16 protein-coding genes and 1 pseudogene are annotated in these 19,314 nt (G+C 62.5%); 1 reads left to right on the top strand and 16 read right to left on the bottom strand.

Translation table 11 applies throughout. The features are described from left to right. Positions 1–840: 840 nt before the first annotated feature. The 10 genes from IVB42_RS35895 to IVB42_RS35850 all read right to left on the bottom strand — a co-directional run bounded on the left by IVB42_RS35895 (position 841) and on the right by IVB42_RS35850 (position 9,972). Entirely contained in the window at positions 841–1,200 is a 360-nt protein-coding gene (locus IVB42_RS35895; RefSeq protein ID WP_247471956.1) for a hypothetical protein, read from the bottom strand. 11 nt (positions 1,201–1,211) lie between these two features. Beyond that, positions 1,212–1,451, bottom strand: a complete 240-nt coding sequence (locus IVB42_RS35890) for a nitrogen fixation protein NifZ (protein WP_018457702.1) — start codon at positions 1,449–1,451, stop codon at positions 1,212–1,214. Continuing rightward, positions 1,448–1,768 carry a nitrogen fixation protein NifZ gene (locus IVB42_RS35885; protein WP_018457701.1) on the bottom strand — a complete coding sequence of 107 codons (321 nt, stop codon included), beginning with the start codon at positions 1,766–1,768 and terminating at the stop codon, positions 1,448–1,450. The genes IVB42_RS35890 and IVB42_RS35885 overlap by 4 nt, the downstream gene beginning before the upstream one ends. Positions 1,769–2,877: 1,109 nt before the next feature. Further along, positions 2,878–3,099 carry a 4Fe-4S binding protein gene (locus IVB42_RS35880; RefSeq protein WP_247299039.1) on the bottom strand — a complete coding sequence of 74 codons (222 nt, stop codon included), beginning with the start codon at positions 3,097–3,099 and terminating at the stop codon, positions 2,878–2,880. 15 nt (positions 3,100–3,114) lie between these two features. Beyond that, entirely contained in the window at positions 3,115–4,671 is a 1,557-nt protein-coding gene (nifB, locus tag IVB42_RS35875; protein WP_247471985.1) for a nitrogenase cofactor biosynthesis protein NifB, read from the bottom strand. Between the two features lie 627 nt (positions 4,672–5,298). Further along, on the bottom strand, positions 5,299–7,410 hold the full coding sequence (locus IVB42_RS35870; protein WP_247471954.1) for a prolyl oligopeptidase family serine peptidase: 2,112 nt from the start codon (positions 7,408–7,410) through the stop codon (positions 5,299–5,301). Between the two features lie 478 nt (positions 7,411–7,888). Continuing rightward, positions 7,889–8,110: a putative nitrogen fixation protein NifT gene (gene nifT / locus IVB42_RS35865; protein WP_247336471.1), complete on the bottom strand. Its 222-nt coding sequence runs from the start codon at positions 8,108–8,110 to the stop codon at positions 7,889–7,891. Next, a complete protein-coding gene (nifS, locus tag IVB42_RS35860; RefSeq protein WP_247471982.1) occupies positions 8,107–9,300 on the bottom strand; it encodes a cysteine desulfurase NifS in 1,194 nt (397 codons plus the stop codon). The genes nifT and nifS overlap by 4 nt, the downstream gene beginning before the upstream one ends. A gap of 18 nt (positions 9,301–9,318) precedes the next feature. Further along, on the bottom strand, positions 9,319–9,612 hold the full coding sequence (locus IVB42_RS35855) for a NifU family protein (RefSeq protein ID WP_247299047.1): 294 nt from the start codon (positions 9,610–9,612) through the stop codon (positions 9,319–9,321). A gap of 39 nt (positions 9,613–9,651) precedes the next feature. Continuing rightward, positions 9,652–9,972 (bottom strand): iron-sulfur cluster assembly accessory protein, encoded by a 321-nt coding sequence (locus IVB42_RS35850; RefSeq protein WP_247395810.1) that lies wholly within the window; start codon positions 9,970–9,972, stop codon positions 9,652–9,654. Positions 9,973–10,300: 328 nt separating this feature from the next. Here IVB42_RS35850 and IVB42_RS35845 point away from each other — a divergent pair, with 328 nt between their 5' ends. Next, positions 10,301–10,891, top strand: coding sequence for a hypothetical protein (locus tag IVB42_RS35845; protein ID WP_247285937.1), 591 nt, complete (start codon positions 10,301–10,303; stop codon positions 10,889–10,891). Between the two features lie 730 nt (positions 10,892–11,621). Here IVB42_RS35845 and IVB42_RS35840 read toward each other — a convergent pair. The 6 genes and pseudogenes from IVB42_RS35840 to IVB42_RS35815 form a co-directional block, all read right to left on the bottom strand. After that, positions 11,622–11,831: a hypothetical protein gene (locus tag IVB42_RS35840; protein ID WP_247285936.1), complete on the bottom strand. Its 210-nt coding sequence runs from the start codon at positions 11,829–11,831 to the stop codon at positions 11,622–11,624. Positions 11,832–12,960: 1,129 nt separating this feature from the next. After that, positions 12,961–14,010, bottom strand: a complete 1,050-nt coding sequence (fni, locus tag IVB42_RS35835) for a type 2 isopentenyl-diphosphate Delta-isomerase (RefSeq protein ID WP_247471952.1) — start codon at positions 14,008–14,010, stop codon at positions 12,961–12,963. Positions 14,011–14,095: 85 nt separating this feature from the next. After that, positions 14,096–14,997, bottom strand: a pseudogene (locus IVB42_RS35830) (hypothetical protein). Next, positions 14,994–16,544, bottom strand: coding sequence for a hypothetical protein (locus tag IVB42_RS35825; RefSeq protein ID WP_247471950.1), 1,551 nt, complete (start codon positions 16,542–16,544; stop codon positions 14,994–14,996). The pseudogene IVB42_RS35830 and the gene IVB42_RS35825 overlap by 4 nt, the downstream one beginning before the upstream one ends. 281 nt (positions 16,545–16,825) lie before the next feature. After that, a complete protein-coding gene (locus IVB42_RS35820) occupies positions 16,826–17,824 on the bottom strand; it encodes a polyprenyl synthetase family protein (RefSeq protein ID WP_247471979.1) in 999 nt (332 codons plus the stop codon). 148 nt (positions 17,825–17,972) lie between these two features. Then, positions 17,973–19,310, bottom strand: coding sequence for a cytochrome P450 (locus tag IVB42_RS35815; RefSeq protein WP_247471948.1), 1,338 nt, complete (start codon positions 19,308–19,310; stop codon positions 17,973–17,975). Positions 19,311–19,314: the final 4 nt, after the last annotated feature.

The raw sequence follows: 19,314 nt of genomic DNA, 5'->3' as shown, positions 1-19,314 counted from the left end.
ATTTTCTACGTGCACGTCAGCGCCTTCAACATGGAAGCAAGCGATAGAGATGGGACACTCGATGCGTCTTCGAAACAACAACTCGAAAAGCGCTTCTGCTTGAACGCGCCGACTTCACTCAGTAGTTTGTAGTATGATATTTCCAAGCCCCAATACTATTGATGCACTAGAGAGAGCGGATGGGCCGGGACAGTCGCACTGCCTCGCTTGCGCGCGCATCATCAACCGGCCTTCACGGCGAGTGCACGGCGGTGGACCTAAGGGCGAGTACTCACAAAGGCACATCTTACAAAGCCTGAGCGTTATTCCTCGTCAGCAGATCGAGCACGGCTCGCTGATCCAAACTTCATCTACCGCAGTATTCTTGGTCTAATAAGCCACATTGACGTTCCCAGGCGATTCCGTCCCAGCGAACCGTCCCTCCGAGACCATCACCTGTCCCCCGTCTTATGGACCCGATGAACGAGCGAGCGACCTGATCGTGACGTTCCCGGGCCCGGCACTACGGCATGGCAAGCAACCCGCGGGCCTAGCCGTCCTGTGTGAGCTTGGCACCGGCAGGCCATTGCTTGATCGACTTGCCAGAGCGCTTGGCCAGCACAATGCCGGCGCGCTGCGGATCATTCGTGATCTGTAACAGTGACCTCCGCCGTCGAGCAGATGCAGGTCGAACTTCCAACGCGGCGGAACGGATTCTGCGTCATGTCGGACGGCTCGCAACAAATCCACAAGATGTGGAACTTTGTGCCGGAGCGTCAGGCGGGGCTCAGAGGCTTTATGAATGGCGGCGAGCGTCTACTCGATCTCCGTCAAGGCGCCTTCGAGCACCATCTCCACGATCTATTGCCAGAACAAACGTTCAGGGTCGGCGTTCAGAACCGCTGTCGCCAGGCCAAGCCGTTGATGGGTTGAATGCCACTCCCAAAGGCTCCTGCGGTGATCTTTGCGGAGCAGCTGCCATGCCGCCGCAGTCCTATCGTGGTGCAGCAGCGCGACGTCGACGAGGCCGCCCTCCGCATTGATATTGCCTGAGCAGCACGGGCTCTCGACCAGATAGCCACCAGCAACCGCTGTCACCTTTGGCGAGACATATCGGTAGTGCTCGCGCTTCTTCAGCGCGCGCACGATCCGCCACCGGTCGAGCTCGTTGGGATGCGCAGGCAATCCGGAATGATGTCGTCTGATGATTGCTGCGTTCATTGCGCGATATCCTAGACTGCAGAGATTTCTGCCTCGAGGCAGCCAACCACCAACTGCTTGCCGAAGTCGACCATATAAATGGGTAGGTTCGCTCCCGTATGGCGACCGACCTGGACGATCTGACCAATATACCCGACGCTGACCAGACACTCTTCGGCCGACGCGCCGGGAAAGGAACCGTCGTTGAGCAGATCGATCGCCGCCTTGACACGTTGGCCTGACCGGTATTTTGGCGATCTTGGTTCGATCATCGGGGTGCCGCTCCTGGCAAGAACGGCTCCTCGCCTTCGTGGCTTGGCGAGACTAGATCGAGCTCCTTGCATTTCATGCCGACGCGATTGCCGGAGCCGAGGAATTCGACTCCATAAATATAAAATTGTTGCAGGAACGTGCCGATCGAGACGACATAGCCAAGCTCCCCTTTCTTGACCAGAACCTCACCGATCTCCTTGCCCACATAGGTGCCGTCGTTGCGGATGGTGCGGTTGGCCCGCACGTTGTCACCATAATCAAAGAAGGGGGCGTCCGTCAGCTCGACGATGTCACTATCACGGGCGATGTTGCTCATGCTGCCGTCCCCGCTCCATGGTTCAACTGTACCGCGCCTCGCGAGCGCCCGGGCTTACGAACCGCCCTATCATGATGCTCGATGGACCCCCTCCATTCCCGCACGGCGGCGCTTGGGGTCACGGATTGCATGAGCCTGTCGGGATCCCGGTGCAGCAACATCAATGCCCGCAGCCAAAAATCGAGACGATCGAGATAACTATCCGTGAGCCCATGGTTGATGTTGAAGAAGCCATCGACGCGGCACGCGCGTCTGTCATCGAGCCGGGCGTGCTTGAGCCGGCCGCGAGCCGCGTGCTTCAGCGCGGGATGCGCACAGCTGACAGAGTCGACCTGATTACCCCGGCAACCGAGGGCATTGTGGACGTGATCACTCACGGTCCCGCCCATACGCTCGCCCAACAACACCTTGGCGCTAGCATCGTCCGCCGGACAAAGCCCCAGCAGCCTCCGACAGTTGTCGTCCTTCGCCGGGTTGCCCGAGACGCACCTGCAAGTCGGCAATAGGCGTTGAGCGAGAACAGGAAGACCCGCACGAGGTGCTCTCATAGCAGCCGAATTCCAACTTGGTGGCGCCGACCGCACCGGTGGCAGGAAATTCGTTTCCGCATCACGTGATCGGGTCCGAACGCCATGCCGTGGCGCAGGTGTATTTCTGCACCTTCATCGAGGTGATAGGATAGCCCTGTCGCCCTGTGATGATGCTTAGCCGGCTCGATACCGTGCGACCAAGACACGGCTCGGTGAGGACGCCCTCTCTCGGATGACCAACTGAAGAAGGCCTCGGGCATGAATATCGCCTGTTCAATGATGGCCGCACGTGACTGGATTGATATCGTGGAAGACGGGTCAGCCCTTTGTGGGTCCATCGGCGAAATTGATCCTTGACGCCCAAGACAGCGGCCTTCGGGTCGACAGGAATAGCTCGAGCGCTCCCGCCCACGTGCGCGTTGCCAGAATATGGGTCGACAACTGGCGAAAAGGTTAGCGACCAGGGAGAGCCGTCCACCCGGTCTGAGAAGGGGAAAGTCGTGGCCGGCGCCTCGTGAAGGCGGAGCATCATCCGCCCGAGTTTCTGAACGAGTGTCGTAGTGACATCCATCGTGGCCCTCAAGCAGCCTGGTGACGCGGCAGCGCCGTATCGAGCACGCATGTATTGTCAACCGGGCAAACCGCCACGCATTGCGGCTCATCAAAGTAGGCGGCGCACTCGGTGCATTTCTCAGGATCGATCAGGAAAACGCCGGCTCGCTCGGAAATAGCGAAGTTCGGGCACTGCGTTTCGCACGCCGAACAGCCTGTGCATTGCGAGGCGATGATCTTGAACGGCATTGTATGAACCCATCCTCAGGCGGCGGAAATCAGCGCATTGCGGCGGGCCGCCGGATCGACCCGCTCAACGTGCTTGATCTTCCCCTCATTGACTTTATGGAGATAGAGTTTGAACCAGGCGATCGCCGAGCCATCAATGAACTCCCAGGCGTACTGATCGACCGGTTCGATTCCGGCCTTGATCAATTCGGCCTTCGGGCAGCCGCCGATCTTTGACACGAGCACGGCATGGCAGTCGTTGATGGCATCGATGGCGATTTCGAGCTTGCTGTCCTCGCCATCGCCGCCCTGGCAATAGGAATGAATAGGACGATGGCCAACGAATTTTGCGCCCGAAGTTGAGAGCTCGTAGATCTGGAACTCCTTGGCATGACCGAAGTGCTGGTTGATCAATCCCGAGCCCTTGGTTGCAACCGCCACCAGCACCTTGATTTCGCTGGACGCGCTGGCAAGCCCAGCAAGCTGCTCCTGCTCGGCCGCAAGCTTTGCGATGCGCGCCTTCTCGACTTTGGTCTGATACTCCTTTCGGGCCTGTTCATCATATTTGATGTCCATGGCCATGATCTTTTCCATGGTGAACTCGGCGCCGCGGTCCTCCCCGAGCAGTCCGACGGCGTCGGCGCGGCACTGGCGACAGTGACGCATCATGTTCATCTCGCTTTCGCAGCTATCCTGCAATGCTGTCACTTCCTGTGCGGTCGGGCCGCGTTGCCCGCTGAGACCGAACACGGTGCCGTGCTCGGGTGACGAAATCAGCGGCATCACGTTATGCAGGAAGGCGCCGCGCGACTTCACGGCCTTGTTAACCTCAACCAGATGCTGATCGTTAATCCCGGGAATCATCACCGAGTTGACTTTGCACAGGATGCCGCGCGCGGTGAGCATCTCCAGGCCCTGGAGCTGCCGATTGCTGAGGATGCTTGCAGCTTCAATGCCGGTGTAGCGCTTGTGGCGGTAAAAGATCCAGGGATAGATTTTTGCGCCAATATCGGGATCGATCATGTTGATCGTGATCGTCACGTGATCGACCTTAAGTCTTGCAATCGTGTCGACATGATCAGCTAGCGCCAGACCGTTGGTCGAGAGGCACAGCTTGATATCTGGCGCGAGTTTATTGACGAGCTCGAAGGTCTTGAATGTCTTGTCCGGATTCGCCAGGGGGTCGCCAGGGCCAGCAACGCCGACCACGCTCATCTGAGGAATGGCGGAAGCGACCGCGAGCACCTTCTTGGCGGCCTGCTCCGGCGTCAACTTCTCGCTGACAATGCCGGGGCGCGATTCGTTTGCGCAATCGTATTTACGATTGCAGTAATTGCACTGGATATTGCAGGCGGGTGCGACGGCGACATGCATCCGGGCATAATGATGGTGCGCCTCCTCGCTGTAGCAGGGATGGTTCTTCACCTTTTCCCAGACCTCATTTGGCACATTGCCGATGCCGGCCTGAGATCGGCACCTGGCCTTGCCGCTCCCACCGACCATACCGCAACTGTTGTGCTTAGCCATGACTTGCATGGTCTCGCTGATCTCGCCGCCGCCGCAGGCTACCTGGTGTTGCGCTGAAGTACTCATTTTTCCAATTCTCTTCGCAAGCCGAATCCCTCCAGCAAGCATCCCCCGAGTTCTGAAAAGGCAAGAGCAACTGGCGTGCCATACCTGCCACAAACGTATTTGTGTTTCGCGTCAAGCAGTTAGGCACCGTCCGTTCGAATGTCCGTTTTATCAACTCATGTTCGAAAGCTGACAGAATTGCGATCACAAGAGCGCCCGGCAGCGCTATTACGAGGGCGGTACGCTGGTTCATCTATGCCCTTGAGCAAAGAGCATGGCGGCTGGTGTCGTTGAAAGTTGATCTTGTCGCCGAAATGTGACGCGTATGCAAAGCACAATCCGCAAAAGACGTTCCGGACGCGCTTTGAAGGACAACTTGAACCGGCGATGCTTCCTAGATGCAGACAAGAAACCCGTTACCGACCTATGACGTGAAGATCACGCGGGCCCCTTCCTGACACTCCGGACGCATTGTCGGGCAGGTGAAGAGAAACGCCTGGTGCCCAGGGTCCCGACGGCCACGGATTGGACCGTGCGTCCAAACGTTGGTAGGCATCTCGAATAGGTGGTGCGGGTGTGGACACCTCAGATTCGTAAAGCTGCAGCCGCCTCGGTCGACATCGCACGAACTGCCGTCCAACAACTACACTACGTCGCTCCGTCCTCGGTATCCAGCCAGCCGATCCTGCTCTTCAGGAAACGCAGACCCAGCACCAACAAGCCGGCGTGCTCCCTGTTGTCCTTGCCATAGCCGTGGCCGCCGGCGGCATGCTCGTAGAAATAAGCCTCATAGCCCATCGCCTGCAGCTTCGCTGCCATTTTGCGCGCATGTCCGGGATGGACGCGATCGTCCCGCCGCCTGGTGGCCATCAGGATCGGTGGATAGGACTGCCCGGGTCTTGCAGCATGATAGGCAGAATAGGTCTTCAGCCACTCCCACTCCTCAGCGTTGTCGGGATCGCCATATTCGGCAAGCCAGTTCGCCCCGGCGAGCAGTTTGGTGTAGCGGCGCATGTCGATCAGCGGGACGGTGCAGAACAGTGCGCCAAAGAGCCCAGGATATCGCGTTAGCATGTTGGTAATGAGGATGCCGCCGTTCGATCCACTCTCGGCCCCGATCCGCTTGGCCTGTGTCACGCCGCGCTTAACGAGATCGGCGGCGACGGCTGCGAAATCGTCATGCGACAATCTCTTGCCGGCCAGCCGGCCGGCGTCGTGCCAGCGCGTGCCGAACTCACCGCCGCCGCGCAAATTTGCCTGAACCGTGGTGCCGCCGCAGTCAAGCCAAAGCTTACCGAGCGCGGAATTGTAATAGGGTTTCACGGAGATTCCAAACCCGCCATATCCGCTCAGATGGACCGGCGCGTTGCCGGTCTGTCTGACCGGGCCGGTCTGTAGGTAGGGAATTCGCTCACCGTCGATCGAGATGGCCTCGTGCCGCGTGACCACGCAGTGCTCCGCGGCAAACGTCTTCGGCGCCTGCTTCAGCACGGCGGGACTGCCCACGCCCCGCTCCAGCAGGATGAGAGACGGCGGGGTGAGCGCATCCTCGACGTGAGCCAGCAAGTCGCCATTGCTCTCGGACGGATTGCGATCGAGAGACCAGATGTCAACGACGCCAAGATCAGGAAGCCCGCCCAATTGCTCGCGGTTCCAGCGATGATCGGATGGCGTGCAGATCTCGAAGACCGGGCGGAGTTCGTCGAGAATACAAAGCACAAGCTTGCCCGCACTCCAAAAGAAGCTCTGCAGCGCACGGCGCGGGCCCGGCTCGAAGAGAATCTCGAACTGGCGGCTGCCCGCCAGGAATGCCGGCAGCGCGATGACGAGCACCGTATCCGCGGCATAGGTGTGCCCTGCCACAGACCAGGACTCGCGCGGCTTCAGGGCAAGCCAGTTGCGATGCGACCGCATCCAGATGTTACTTGGCAAATCGAGCCTCGTCTTGGCTCCCGTTTCATCGCCCAGCCAGACCACGCAATTGGAGACGTCTGTCGCATCGAGGAACCAGATCCTGGGCGGCACGACAGTGTCGTCAACACTGCAACCGACTGACACATGAGCGGCCTTGGTCTCAAAGATCACTGCCGCGTTGTCAACATGCGTACCACGCCGCCACAGCCTCACCGTGCGCGCATAGCCGGTTGTCGCGGCCATGCCGTCACCATGAGAGCTTAACAACACCAGCGTATCAAAATCGAGCCATACGCCGCTGCCTTTGGCTTCCGGCAAGACAAAGCCATCGTGGATGAAGAGCTTCGTGTCTGAGTCGAATTCACGCAAGGTGACGGCATCGCTTCCGCCGCGCGATAGACTCAAGATCCATCGCGAGTGATCTCCAGGCGGTGCGGCCGTGGCGTTCAGAAGCCAGTCTTTGCCTTCACTGACCGCAAGTTGATCGAGGTCGAGCAGGATGTCCCATGATGGCTTCAGCCTGCGATACTCTTCCAGAGTGGTTCGCCGCCAGAGGCCGCGTGGATTATTGGCGTCCCTCCACAGATTGTAGAGATACTCGCCGCGCCGGCTGACATAGGGGATATTGTCAGGTCGGTCGTAAATCGCTGTCAGCGCATCTCTGTCTCGTTCGGCTGCGGGTCCGCCAAACACCTCCAGGGTTCTGCTATTCTGCCGTTCGACGAAGTTCAGCGCCCGCGCGCCTTCTATTTGTTCCAACCACAGATAGGGATCATCGTCAGGAGCGGAGGGCGTTGGCCTTCCAGTTCGCGAGTCGTCGACGCTCCTTGTATGACGATGCGTCATTTACAACCTTAGTCTTCGCGCAATTCGACTGATTCAAGGATTTGCATCGCGACCGTTGCATCACGATTTGCGAGCTACGACTTGGCCCGGTGCGAGATCCAATCCTCTCGAAACTGTATCTTGCGGAGTTGCAGCGATTGGCCTGACGCTGTGAAGATGTGCGGAATGTAACGACCGGGCTGGCGATGTCAGCACAATGGGCCCTCGCGAGGCCTCCCCGGCAACGCCATCTCGCTGGCCCAACAGTGCAGGCCTAGGCCGAGTATTGCGTTTGACACCATGCGTCGGCGCCATCTTGGGTCCCAAGGACGGTTCGACCGCTTCCGGAGTCATCGGCAGGTTCGGCTGGAACCTTCGACCACACGCCAAGCCAAAGCCAGGGATTGATGTGGCCTTCCTCGCAAAGGCCGGACCGCTGCGCCAACAACAGCTTTCGCATCCGCTGGTTTGGCGAGGTTCTGTGGAGTCGCAGCATTCATCATTCGGTTGCTTCGCCGTCGCGCTTCCTGGCATTGATCGTAATTGGAAGGATGGTGTCACTCGCCATCGCGGGTAGGTCGAGCACCCACCCGTTCGCGATTCTAATCCAACCACCCCACAGCGTCTCGTGCTCACATTCGACAATCGACTCCTCAAGATCCTTCTTGGGCACATAAATCGAAAGCCCCGTCTCGGGCGAACGGCGAATCATGACCTTCATAGGAGCTCCGCAACTTGTGAGCTCTCGCCCGCGCGCTCCTGACACGCACGCCACAAGGCTCTCTGTTTGGCATTGATGTCCGCCAGGACTTGCAGGACACGATCGATCTCATCCGGCGCCGTCTCGCGCGACAGCGAGAAGCGAACCGCACCGCGCAAAAAAGTCGGTGGTACTCTCATCGCGCGCAGGACATGGGACGGCTCCATCGAGCCGGACGCGCAGGCTGAACCGAGCGAAGCGGCAATTCCGTTGCGGTTCAGGTGGTCGACGATGGCCTCTGCTTCGAGATGCTCGAATGCGATGTTGGACGTATTTGGCAAGCGGTTTTTGATATCACCAAGCACGATGCAACAGCCGAGAGCGAGAATGCCTTGCTCCAGCCGGTCGCGAAGCATGCCAATCTGCGTCTGCTCTTGTATGAGGTGTGCCGCAGCGAGTTCCGCCGCCTTGCCGAGCCCAATAATGCCCGGAACGTTTTGGGTGCCAGCGCGGCGATGCCGCTCCTGTGCGCCGCCGAAGATCAGCGGTCGGAACCTGATGTCCTTGCGCACATACAGCGCGCCGATCCCCTTCGGACCATGGAGCTTATGGCCGGAGAGCGATAGCATGTCGATGTCCGTAGTCTTCAGGTCAATCGGAATCCGCCCGACCGCCTGGACCGCATCGGTGTGAAAGAGCGCGCCGACTGAGCGCGCCATCTTGGCGAGGGATTTCACCGGAAAGATCGTACCGGTCTCATTATTGGCCCACATGACCGATGCGATTGACGTCCGCCTCGACAATGCGTTGCGATAATCCTCGATGTTCAATCGGCCGCTTGCATCGACCGGAATGACATGGGTCTTGATTCCGCGTCGGCCCAGCTCCTCGGCAAGGGACAGCACGGCTGGATGCTCAACCGCCGTAGTGACGATCTCGTCGCGTCCCTCCTGCACGGCGAGCGCGGACAGGATCGCGGTGTTGTCGGATTCAGTCGCGCCCGAGGTGAAGACGATCTCGTGATCGAATGCCGCGCCAACGAGGGCCTGCAGCTTCCGGCGCGCTTGTTTCAATGCGGGCGCAACCTCAATGCCGAATGCATGCCCGGACGACGCATTGCCGAATTGCCCAGAGAAGAACGGCAGCATTGACGCGACTACCGATGGATGTGCACGGGTCGTCGCGTTGTTATCCAGGTAGATCGGCTGCACGGACGGTCCGCTCTGCACTTAAGGCCCCTCTTTGGCAGCTGCGGGGAGCGGGATCAGGCGGACGAACTCGCCGAGCCGCTCGATCAGGCGCGCCTGAATGGCCGCGAGCGTCGTTCCCGCAAGCTTGCATAACATGCAGGCGCCGGTGAGCCTGACCATGATCTTGTTGCCTTCGATTTCGACGAGCTCACAATCCCCACGATCACGCCTGAGGCTTGGCCGAATCTCATCGAGCACGGCACGGACAATCCGCTCGCGATCGGAAGCCTCTGCACTCGAAGACTGCTTCGTTCGTTCAGCCTTCAGGCCCATGTTCGATGCTCCTTCCATTGCGAATGGTCCGAAGGCGACTCAGCTGAACGATTTGCCGCAGGAGCAGCTCGATTTGGCATTTGGGTTATCGAAGCGGAACCCTGATCCTTCGAGCGACACCACGAAATCGATCGTGGTGCCGTTGAGATGCACCCGGCTCGCCTTGTCGACGAAGACTTTGATCCCGTCTTGCTCAAACACGGGCTCATCGGAGACCGGCTCATGAGCAAGACCCATTTTGTACGTGAACCCTTGGCAACCGCCGCCTTCGACCATGACCCGCAAACCGCTTGCCGGCTGGGCCGTCGAGGAGATTGCGGCCTTCAGTGCGTTGATGGCGCTATCCGTTAGGCTGATCATTTCTGGCTCGCTCTCAGTTTCTGTCGGAGGCACAATTCGCAAATCCCATGCCAATCGAGATGCAGCTGAAGTCCATTGGTTTTGAAGGCGGCGACCATTCGATTTGCGACCTGTCTGATTTGCGACAGGCGGTTTTCGGGCGTCCCGCCCTTATCCGGCCGAGACCTCGTGATGGTGCCAGCACGTATTATCCCTGCACATTGCGCCAATCCGCCGCTTACCGTGTGTGTCGCTGCAGACATGGGCGCACGGCAAACAACTTGCATAAGGTCAGCGGACACGCCGCATTGGCGATGCATGTACACGACAGATTGATGAGGAGCCTTCCATGACGTCGATCGACAATACCGCTCTTGGCCAGTTGGACAAGGAGGGGCGGTTGCTGAATGCGGTGCTTAAGACCGAGACAACGAAGCCGGGGCGATTTGGATTTCGGGGCGACATCGCGCTGAAGTTCCAAGCCCAGCTCGCCGACGAAAAACGACCGCCGGACTATTCCATTGAACAAGTTCTTGCAATCGCGCAGGAAGGCGAACCGACTATCCCAGTCCTTGCCGGATATCTGCATTCGTTCGGGTATCTACCTGAGGCTGCAAAGGTTCTGGATGGCAGGCTGAGCCCCAAAGGCAGCTATTTCATTTTCTGCAACAACATTGATCTGCTGGCGAAGTACCGCACCAAGATAGGCGACATCACCTTCCGCATTCTGCCTTGCGACGAATCAACTGTCTGGAAGGAGATGATGGACCTCGCCGGCGTCGACAAGAATGACATCAAGAAGCTCGGTACGGCCGGTAGGCTCGACTACCTGCTCGACGCGGCCAAGGACATCGGTGGATCATACAGGGAAGTTTCATACGAGGACGGCCTGGCCAAAATGGAGCCGGTGAAAAACAGAAGCGAAAACCGCCCCGTCTGAGGCAGACCTCTCTCTCGCCAGCTCGACGACTATGCCGGGGAGAGGGTCACTGCGCCCGCTTCACCGGGACTGGCTCTGACAAACCCTGGTGATGGACTACCGGCCTCCCTTTCGGGAGATCACACCGCCACTCTGCTAGTCGTGTGTCGGCCAAGAGCACTGTCGTCAACTGCACTGAGGGGCGGCCGGCCACGACCGTGCGCTTGACTGCATCCATGGGATCAGGACAATCCAATGCTGATCGGCTGATGGTCGCGGTCACATTTCAGAGGGCGGATCGCCGATGTATGGTTCGGCTTTGGCGCTGTGCTCCAGGCCTTTGCCAGCCTGCGTGGCGCAGAGATGTCGCGTTCGATGCTCGCCAACCGAAATTATCGACGAGCTGCGCCCATGAATGATGGAGACCGACCCGAGGACTGAGTAACGCACACGTTTGCATCGTTCGAGAGAACCCAGGGAGCCAGTGTCAAGCGGTTTGCCTCGTACATGCAATTCCGCAGAGCCGTAAAACGCGACGGCGGGGTGCCGGTTGGTCGAGCCAGGCCAAGCGATAGCTGAGCAGACTTGGCCGCACGTCTTCAATGTTGTGAGAACGAAGCGAAGCTATGCAGCATGCCGCAACTGAGTCTGTCCTGGGAAGTTGCTCCAGGTCGCGAATCGCGCGGCCGACCCGCCCATGCCACAGACGCCACTTCACAGTTCTGACGTCCCTGCCGATGGCTGGAAGCACTCAAAAAGGGCCTGATCGGAATCGTACGATGCGATCGGCGATCTGCTGTATGGGCTGGATCTCCATGGCAATATGAAACCAGTCGATGATGTGGGTCGTTGGTTTCGGCATGGCGCGGGGCAGCCGCTTTAAGATTTCGGCCCCGTCCGAGATCACCGTCACATCCCCAAAGCCGCGATATTCCGACTTCCTAGAGAGGGCGAAGAGCACGATCGCGGATTGCCTGATGGTCGGTGCTGCCGGTTAAGAAATAGCAACCGCCCCTTTCTCCCCATCCCCCGCGGGCGCATCTGGCCACGACGAGCTCGAAAATTCGCGCCGAATGTTGATCAGGCGCTACGAACGTACGCCGTATCGATGCTGATGACGAACTCTTTGCGCCGAGCTCCGGGAAGCTGCATCTCAAGGTGCCATCGGTCATCCGTTTGGGACCTCGCACGCCAGTTTCCTGCATGACCTGGTCGTCGAGCCGCTTGCCGATCCTGATCGTACCTTGCGCACGATCGCATGCGTCTCGGTCGGTTCAGTGGGCAGGAATCGGCCAGCACCTTTGGCGCCTGCCGGTAGGGCAGCATGCTTCCTAGCCGCGCCATCAGTTCCATCAGCTCCGGTGTCGTTCGATCGGCCCTGGATGGCAATCGGGGATTGCGAACCTCAATGGTGCCGCAGACGGTTCGGATCCGGCGTGTCGTCTAGTCGCTGACCGGTCGGAGTGTATGGCAGTCCGGGCAAAACCGGCGAGAAGGGCATATGTCTCCGCCTCATGATTCACGACCGCGCTCTGCAGCGCTGCCATGATCTTCTTGGTATGGCGCATCGACAAGCAAGATGTCGCCGTCGAACAGGCTCTCCCAGCTCTTTGTCTATGCGGACCTCCTCCGGCATGTGTCGTCAAATTCGTTCCGGCCCTCGATCGTAACCTTCATTCCACCGCCACCGCTTTGTCTCAAAACGATGCTGACGGACTGCTTGAGCCTAACAACCCTTGTTTGACACCACGGAAAGTCTCCTCACGACGGATCGCCCATGACTCGGGGTCGATCGCTACTCCTTCATTGCAATGGACTTGCACCATCTACTCCTTGCCGGTCTCCCGGCGCACCTTGTTCCGGCCCCGTCAGGGGCTCAGCTCGTTCGGCGTGGCCGATCACCCCGATCAAAGCATCGACATAGGCGCCGAATGCGGCTTCACTCTCGGCTGTCCAGTCGGGCATGGCGGGGCGCTTCCCTGGCACGAAGCAGCACCCGAGCAAATCCGCCACCACCGCGAATCCCCGCATCCGCGACTTTCTGGCTGAGTAAGACTAGGCGCCCGCCGCAAGTGCGGACGACGCCGCCATCAACCGGCGGGCAGATGCGCCGATGGCAACAAGCGCGCGTGACGCAACGCCGCCAGATCAGCCGAGCCGGTGCAGAAGCAGGCGACGGCCAACTGGCGGATGACGATCTCGAAATGCGCGCCAACCGCCTCGGTGGATACCGTAGCCGCGCGCAGCACGCCGGCCGCCTGCCCGGCGATGTCCGCGCCCAGGCGAATGGCCTTGGCCACGTCGACGCCGTCGCGGATTCCGCCCGACGCGATCAGCTTCACCGTTGGCAGCGCCTCACGTACCGCCTGCAGGCTGGCTGGGGTCGGAATCCCCCAATCGGCGAACGCCATTGCCACTGTACGGTCGGCGGCATCGCGGGCGCGCTCGCCCTCCACCGCGGCCCAACTGGTGCCGCCGGCGCCGGCGACATCGATCACCGCCACGCCCGCCGCAACGAGCGCACAGGCCACCGAGGCGGACAGGCCCGACCCCACTTCCTTGGCCACGATCGGCACGCCCACGCTGCGCGCGGCGCGAGCGATCTGCGCCAGGACGGCGCGCCAGTCGCGGTCGCCCTCCGGCTGTAGCGCTTCCTGCAGCGGATTGAGATGGACGATGAGTCCATCGGCCTCCAGCGCATCTACCGCCCGGCGCGCCAGGTCCAGGCCGTCGGCCTCGCGCAGTTGCGCGGCGCCGATATTGGCCAGCAAGGGAATGTCTGGGGCTAGGCGGCGCAGCGCGCGCGTCAGCCCCTGGGAGTTGCGGGATTGCAGGCTCACGCGCTGCGAACCGACGCACATGGCAATCCCCAAGGCTTGCGCTGCCTCGCTCAGATGCCGGTTGATGGCCTCGGCGCGTGACATGCCGCCGGTCATGGAGCTGATCAGCAGCGGGGCGCGCATGGTCTTGCCCAGCAGCGAGGCGCGCAGGTCGATCTGCGTCAGGTCCAAATCGGGCAATGCGCAGTGTTCGAAACGGACGTACTCCCAGCCGGGGGCGATCGTGGCCGGCGCCGTTCGTCGGTCCAGCACGATGTCCAGATGGTCGTCCTTGCGCCGGCTCAGGGCGGTGTCGCTCATGCTCGCTCCGTCCGTCGCATCGGGCGACGGCGTTGCGTCGGATCGGACCGACGGCAGCGCGCGCACGCCGCCGCCTCCCGCGCGTTCAGGCCGGCGCACGCTGGCCTCCCCCGCAGCGTCGCTGCGGTAGCGGCTGCTCGAGGTCTGGTAGTACTGCGCGCGGATGGCCGCCATGGCCTCGATCAACGGTCCCCACGGCGCGGGAAAGCGTTCTTCCGCCATCACCCGGTGCAGCATGCGCGTATGGCCGGCCAGCTCGTCGTTGAGGAACTCCACCGCAGGCATAGCCGGATAGCGCTGCAGCAGCAGGATCGCCGCGTTGTCGGCCTCGCCGGCCGACCTGTCCTTGTCGCGTCCATGCAGATCGTTGTGCAGGCGCCCTATCGCGCAGATGAGCCGCAGGACCTCGCGAAACGCCGGACGCGCGCGCAAGGTCGCCATGTCCAGCCCCCACAGCAACGACAGGCAACAGAACACGTTCGTGTAGGCGATCGAATCGATGCCGTTGTGCAGGTACTCGGCGTAGGACCAGCGTTCCGCCCCTACCGCCTGCGCGTGTCCGCCGCGCAGCGCCGCGCAGTAGCACCGGGTATCGTCAAGAAGCTGAACATAGTCGCGACGATCGTAGGCGAGCGCGGCCAGCGAAGCGCGCAGCACAGCGCAGCCCTCGAATCCGGGCAGCGCGCACGGCACGCCCTGCCCCAGCGCCTGCTCCACGGCAGCGAGCTGCTCCGGCGCGATCAGGCCAAGGTCGTTGCAATCGTCGAGCCAGAACAGCAGCGCCAGTTCGCGATAGAACGCCACGATCAGCGTTTCGTCGTGCGGATCGCGGCCGGTGCGGGCGCTGGTGTCGCGCAGGCTCGCCTGGATGCGCTGCAGGATGTACTGGCCGCCCCTGACCGCTTCCACGGCATGCTCGTCGGCGAACCCGGTCAGGGAACGCCCCCACTCCAGCACCTGCTGCAGCGCGCGTTCGGTCTGGATCATGGCGCCGCTCCTGCTCCCTCGGCCGGGACGCGCCGCCCCCAACCAAGCGCCAGCCACAACCCGGCGAGTTCGGCCACGCGCACGACCCGGGTGGGGCAATACAGTTCCTTACCGATCCACAGCGGCGTCTGCGGCAATGCATGCGCCGCATGGCGGGCGAGCATCCACTCGCGCGCACGCGCCACCGCCTGCGCGATGCGCCGGCGCCCTGTCGGCTCTTCGCTCCGGTCCATTGCGTACAACGCGAACAGCGCATAGGCGGTTTCCTCGAATGTGGACGCGCGACCGGCGCCCCAGCCGCCGTCGTCGCGCTGCGCCTGCAGCAGCGCCGCCAGCGCGCGCTCGTCGCGCCACTGGGGCTTGCCTTGCGCCAGCGCAGCGACCGCATGCGCGGTGGGATACAGCCACGAAACGTGCCATTTTTCGTTGTCCCATACACCATGCGGGTTGCGATTGGCCTCGACGTAGGCACTGGTCCCGGCGGCGGGCTTTCCCAACAGTCGCAACGCATGCAGAGCATGGATGTTGGTCGACACCGAGGCATTGCGCTCGCCGGGGAAGGTGACGAACAGCTCGCCGAGTTCGAAATGGCGTAACGCATCGACCGCCGGGTCGCGGCCTGCAAGGCGCAGGACGCACAGCGCAACGGCGGTGTCGTCCGCATCGGCCGCGAAGTGCAAGGCCGGGCCCAGACCGCGCACGCCCAGGCGCGCGTCGAGCTGCGCGACGATCACGCGCACCGCCTCGGCGAGCGCGGGATGCGCGAACAGCCCGGCCAGATGCAGGGTGTACAGCGACCAGCATGGCTCGAACACATTGATCGGCCAGACATTGGGAACGACACCTTCGATGCCGCTGCGCGTCGCCCGCGATGCCGCTAGCAGATACGCGTCGGCGCGCCCGACCTGCGGCGTGCTCCCCTGTGTCACGGCGTGCGCACGACACGCGGCGGTGGCCGCCGGACTGATGCCGATACTGCCGTCGTCATCCGGGCATGCGGTGCTCAGCGGGGTTCCCCAGGCTTCCCAGGAGTGCAGCAACGGATGGCCGCTCGGCAACGTCGCTACCGCCCCCAGCTTGACCAGGCACGCTTGCCGCAACGGCAACAGCGCCGGGTGGCGCGGAAACGCCACGCCGCCCAGTAAGGATGCGGCCTCGCCGCACAACTGCGGCAGGATCAGCTCCGCGGCGATCGGCGCGTCTTCCGGCACCGTATGCGCGTAGGGATCGGGCTCGCGCTCGAGGAACCGTGTTGCAGCCTGGACTGCGTCGGCAGCGCCGGGAAGAGGATCGGCACGCTGCAATGCCAGCAACGCCGCCCAAGTGGGCGCATGGCGGAACAGCGGGAAGTCCGCGCTTCCCCATCCGCCATCGGCCTGCTGCTGCGCGATAAGCCATGCGTATGCGTCCTGCCGACCGGTGACGTTGCCGCGGAACTGTAGAGCTCGCGCCGTGTCATAGACCGACGGGCCGACGCTGCCGCCGTCGCTCATCTCGCTCAGCAGGTGGCGCAATTCGGAAAGGATCTGTTCGGAAAGCGCGTTCACTCGGGATGTTCCTTCTGCAGACGGTCCGGGCAGACGCAGCGCACGTCGCCGCGGGCCGGTCGCGGCCCCGCGCATGGGCAGCGCCGGACGGTCGCCCTGCTCCGGTGCGGCGACGCGCCGATGCTGGCGCCGGTCCGCCGCATAGGCTTGCGCGCAGCGCGCCGCGGCCGTTCTGGGCAACCGCTGCGATTCGCGCCGCGGGCTCGGACACAGTGCAGCATGCACCGCTCCCGCCCGCCGATCGCAGCGGCACAGGGGCGACTCCACGCAGACGGGCGCGCTCATGCGCATGGCGCGTGCTTGAACAGATACGCGTTGGCCCGCTGCAGCATCTGCGCCAACCGTTCCGCACGCGGCCCCAGTGGGGCGATGGCCTCTCCGGCGTCGCGCAATAAATCCAGCGCGTACTGGCGCGCTGCCTGCAGCCCCATGATCGACGCGCAGGTCGGCTTCTGCGCCGCCGCGTCCTTGCCGGGGGTCTTGCCCAGCGTCGCGGCATCAGCTGTCGCGTCCAGAATGTCGTCGACCACCTGCAAAGCCAGGCCGAAACAGGCCGTGTAGCGATCGAGCGCACAGTACAGCGCAGCGTGCACGGCATCTTCGGCGATGGTGCATAGCGCGCCCATGCGAACGGACGCGCGCACTAGCGCTCCGCTCTTCATCCGGTGCATCGCCACGATCCTGTCCAGCTCGACGTGCTTTCCGACCAGCGACAGATCCATGGCCTGCCCGCCTGCGGCACCCTCGGCGGACACCGCCTGCGCCAGTTCGCGCACGAGCGCGATACGGTTGTCGGCCGGCACATCCAGGCTCGCCAGGGTCAGGAAGGCGTGCGCCTGCAGCGCATCGCCGACCAGGATCGCAGTGGCTTCGCCGAACTTGACGTGCACGGTCGGAAGGCCGCGGCGAAGCACGTCGTCGTCCATCGCGGGCAGGTCGTCGTGGACCAGGGTACAGGCATGGATCATCTCGATGGCGGCGCCGATGTCGTCGAGCATGTGCGCCGGCGTGTCGGCCAGTGCGCCGGCAGCCAGACAGAGCAAGGCGCGGGTGCGCTTCCCGCCATTCAAGGTGGCGTAGCGCATCGCCGCCAACAGCTCGGCCTCACCATCGTCTTCGGCGCAGAGAAGACGCGCCAACGCCTGTTCGACCCGCTTTGCGCCGTCCTGCATCCAGATCTCCGGCAACAGCCTGCCGGATGCGCCGCGCACCTGCGCGCCCAATCCGCCGAGCGCGGAAACGCCAGTTCGGTCGTCGTGTAGCGTAGAACCGGTCTGCATGTTGTTCATGTCCTTGTACCTGACACGGCCACGGCGAGCGCCGAGCCGCCGCGGTGTTGCCGGCGTCGCACCGAGCGGACGCGCCCAGTGCAGCAATGCCGCCCGTCGCCGGCGCCGCTGCCTCGCCACACGGTGATGCGATGCCAGCTCATGAGAAGCCGATGCGGATTGTTATGGACGGATGTGCGGTTGGGTAATAGCGCCGGCCTTTTTCGACGCCGCTGAGCAACCGCGGTCGCACCCCGGCCTTGTGCATGGTCAGCGCCAAGGCGATGCAGAACTGCACTAGTTCCAGCCATACCAAGTGGTAGCCGATGCAGACGTGTGGGCCGGTACCGAACTGCAGCATGTCCACCGGCTGGATCGGCTCCGTGCGTTGCAGCCACCGCGCCGGGCGGAACTGATCAGGCGCCTCGTGCAGCAGCGCCGAGGTCGAGAAATGGAGCAGCGGGATGCACAGATGGGTGCCCGCGGGAATGCGCCGTTGGCCGAGTTGCAATTCCTGCAGCGCGCGACGCGGCAGGAGCGTGGCCGTCGGATGCACGCGCAGCGTCTCGCGGAACAGCGCCTCGGCGACCGGACACTGCGCCAGGTCCGCGTGCCGGGTCGGCACCGCGCCCACGCGTTGCGCCTCCTCGACCAGGGCGTCCCACAGCACAGGCTGCCGCGCCAGCTCGATCACCATCCAGGCCATCGTCGAGGCAGTGGTGTCGTGACCGGCAAGCAGCAGCAAGCGGATGTTGGCGACCAGGACGTCATCGGACATCCCATCATCGCTGCGATCGAAGGCGCTCACCAGGTCGCTGATCAACCCGGTGCGCGCGGCATGCGCGCGCACGTCGCGGACGAATTGGCGCAACTGCGCGTCGATCCAGTCGCGGGCGGCGCGGCCGCGCCGCAGGGGCAGTCCGGGCAGGTCGACCGGGGGCGCGACGATCAACTGCACCAGTTGCCGGTACTTGCGATGCCATTCCGGCAGGTCATGCGCGGGGATTCCCATGAGGCTGAAGATCAGCTTGAGCATCAGGTCGCCGGTTTCGCGCAGGATAGTTACGTCGCCGCGGTCGCGCCACGCCTGCACCCGCGCTCGGATGACGGGCACGAACAGGTCGCCGATGCCGGCCTGGGTCAGCCCCTTGGGCAGGAACGCCGCCTTGATCGCATCGCGCGCCTGCCGGTGCGCGCCGCCGTCCTGGGTAACCAACGTTCCGCCAAGCAATTCGGGCGCGATCTCTTCGATCAGCGCCGAGGACACGTCCTTGTGCCGGAGCAGTGCGAACGCATCCGGATCCACGCATGTCATCATGTGTCCGGCAGGGCCGAAATCCAGCCAGAAGTGGCTGCCCAGCATCCCTTCCGCGCGCCGCAGCAGGCGCGGCAGGTCGCAGACGATGGCGGGAAGATGCCCCACCAGGGGGAAAGCGCCGGGCACGACCGGGATGTCGTGCCGCAGCCGGTGCCGACGGTCCAGCGGGTTGAGCAGCATGTCC

Source organism: Bradyrhizobium sp. 45, assembly GCF_023073155.1.
Lineage (GTDB): Bacteria > Pseudomonadota > Alphaproteobacteria > Rhizobiales > Xanthobacteraceae > Bradyrhizobium > Bradyrhizobium canariense_D.
Note: the sequence above shows the minus strand (reverse complement) of the source record. Positions and strands in the feature narration are given on the sequence as shown.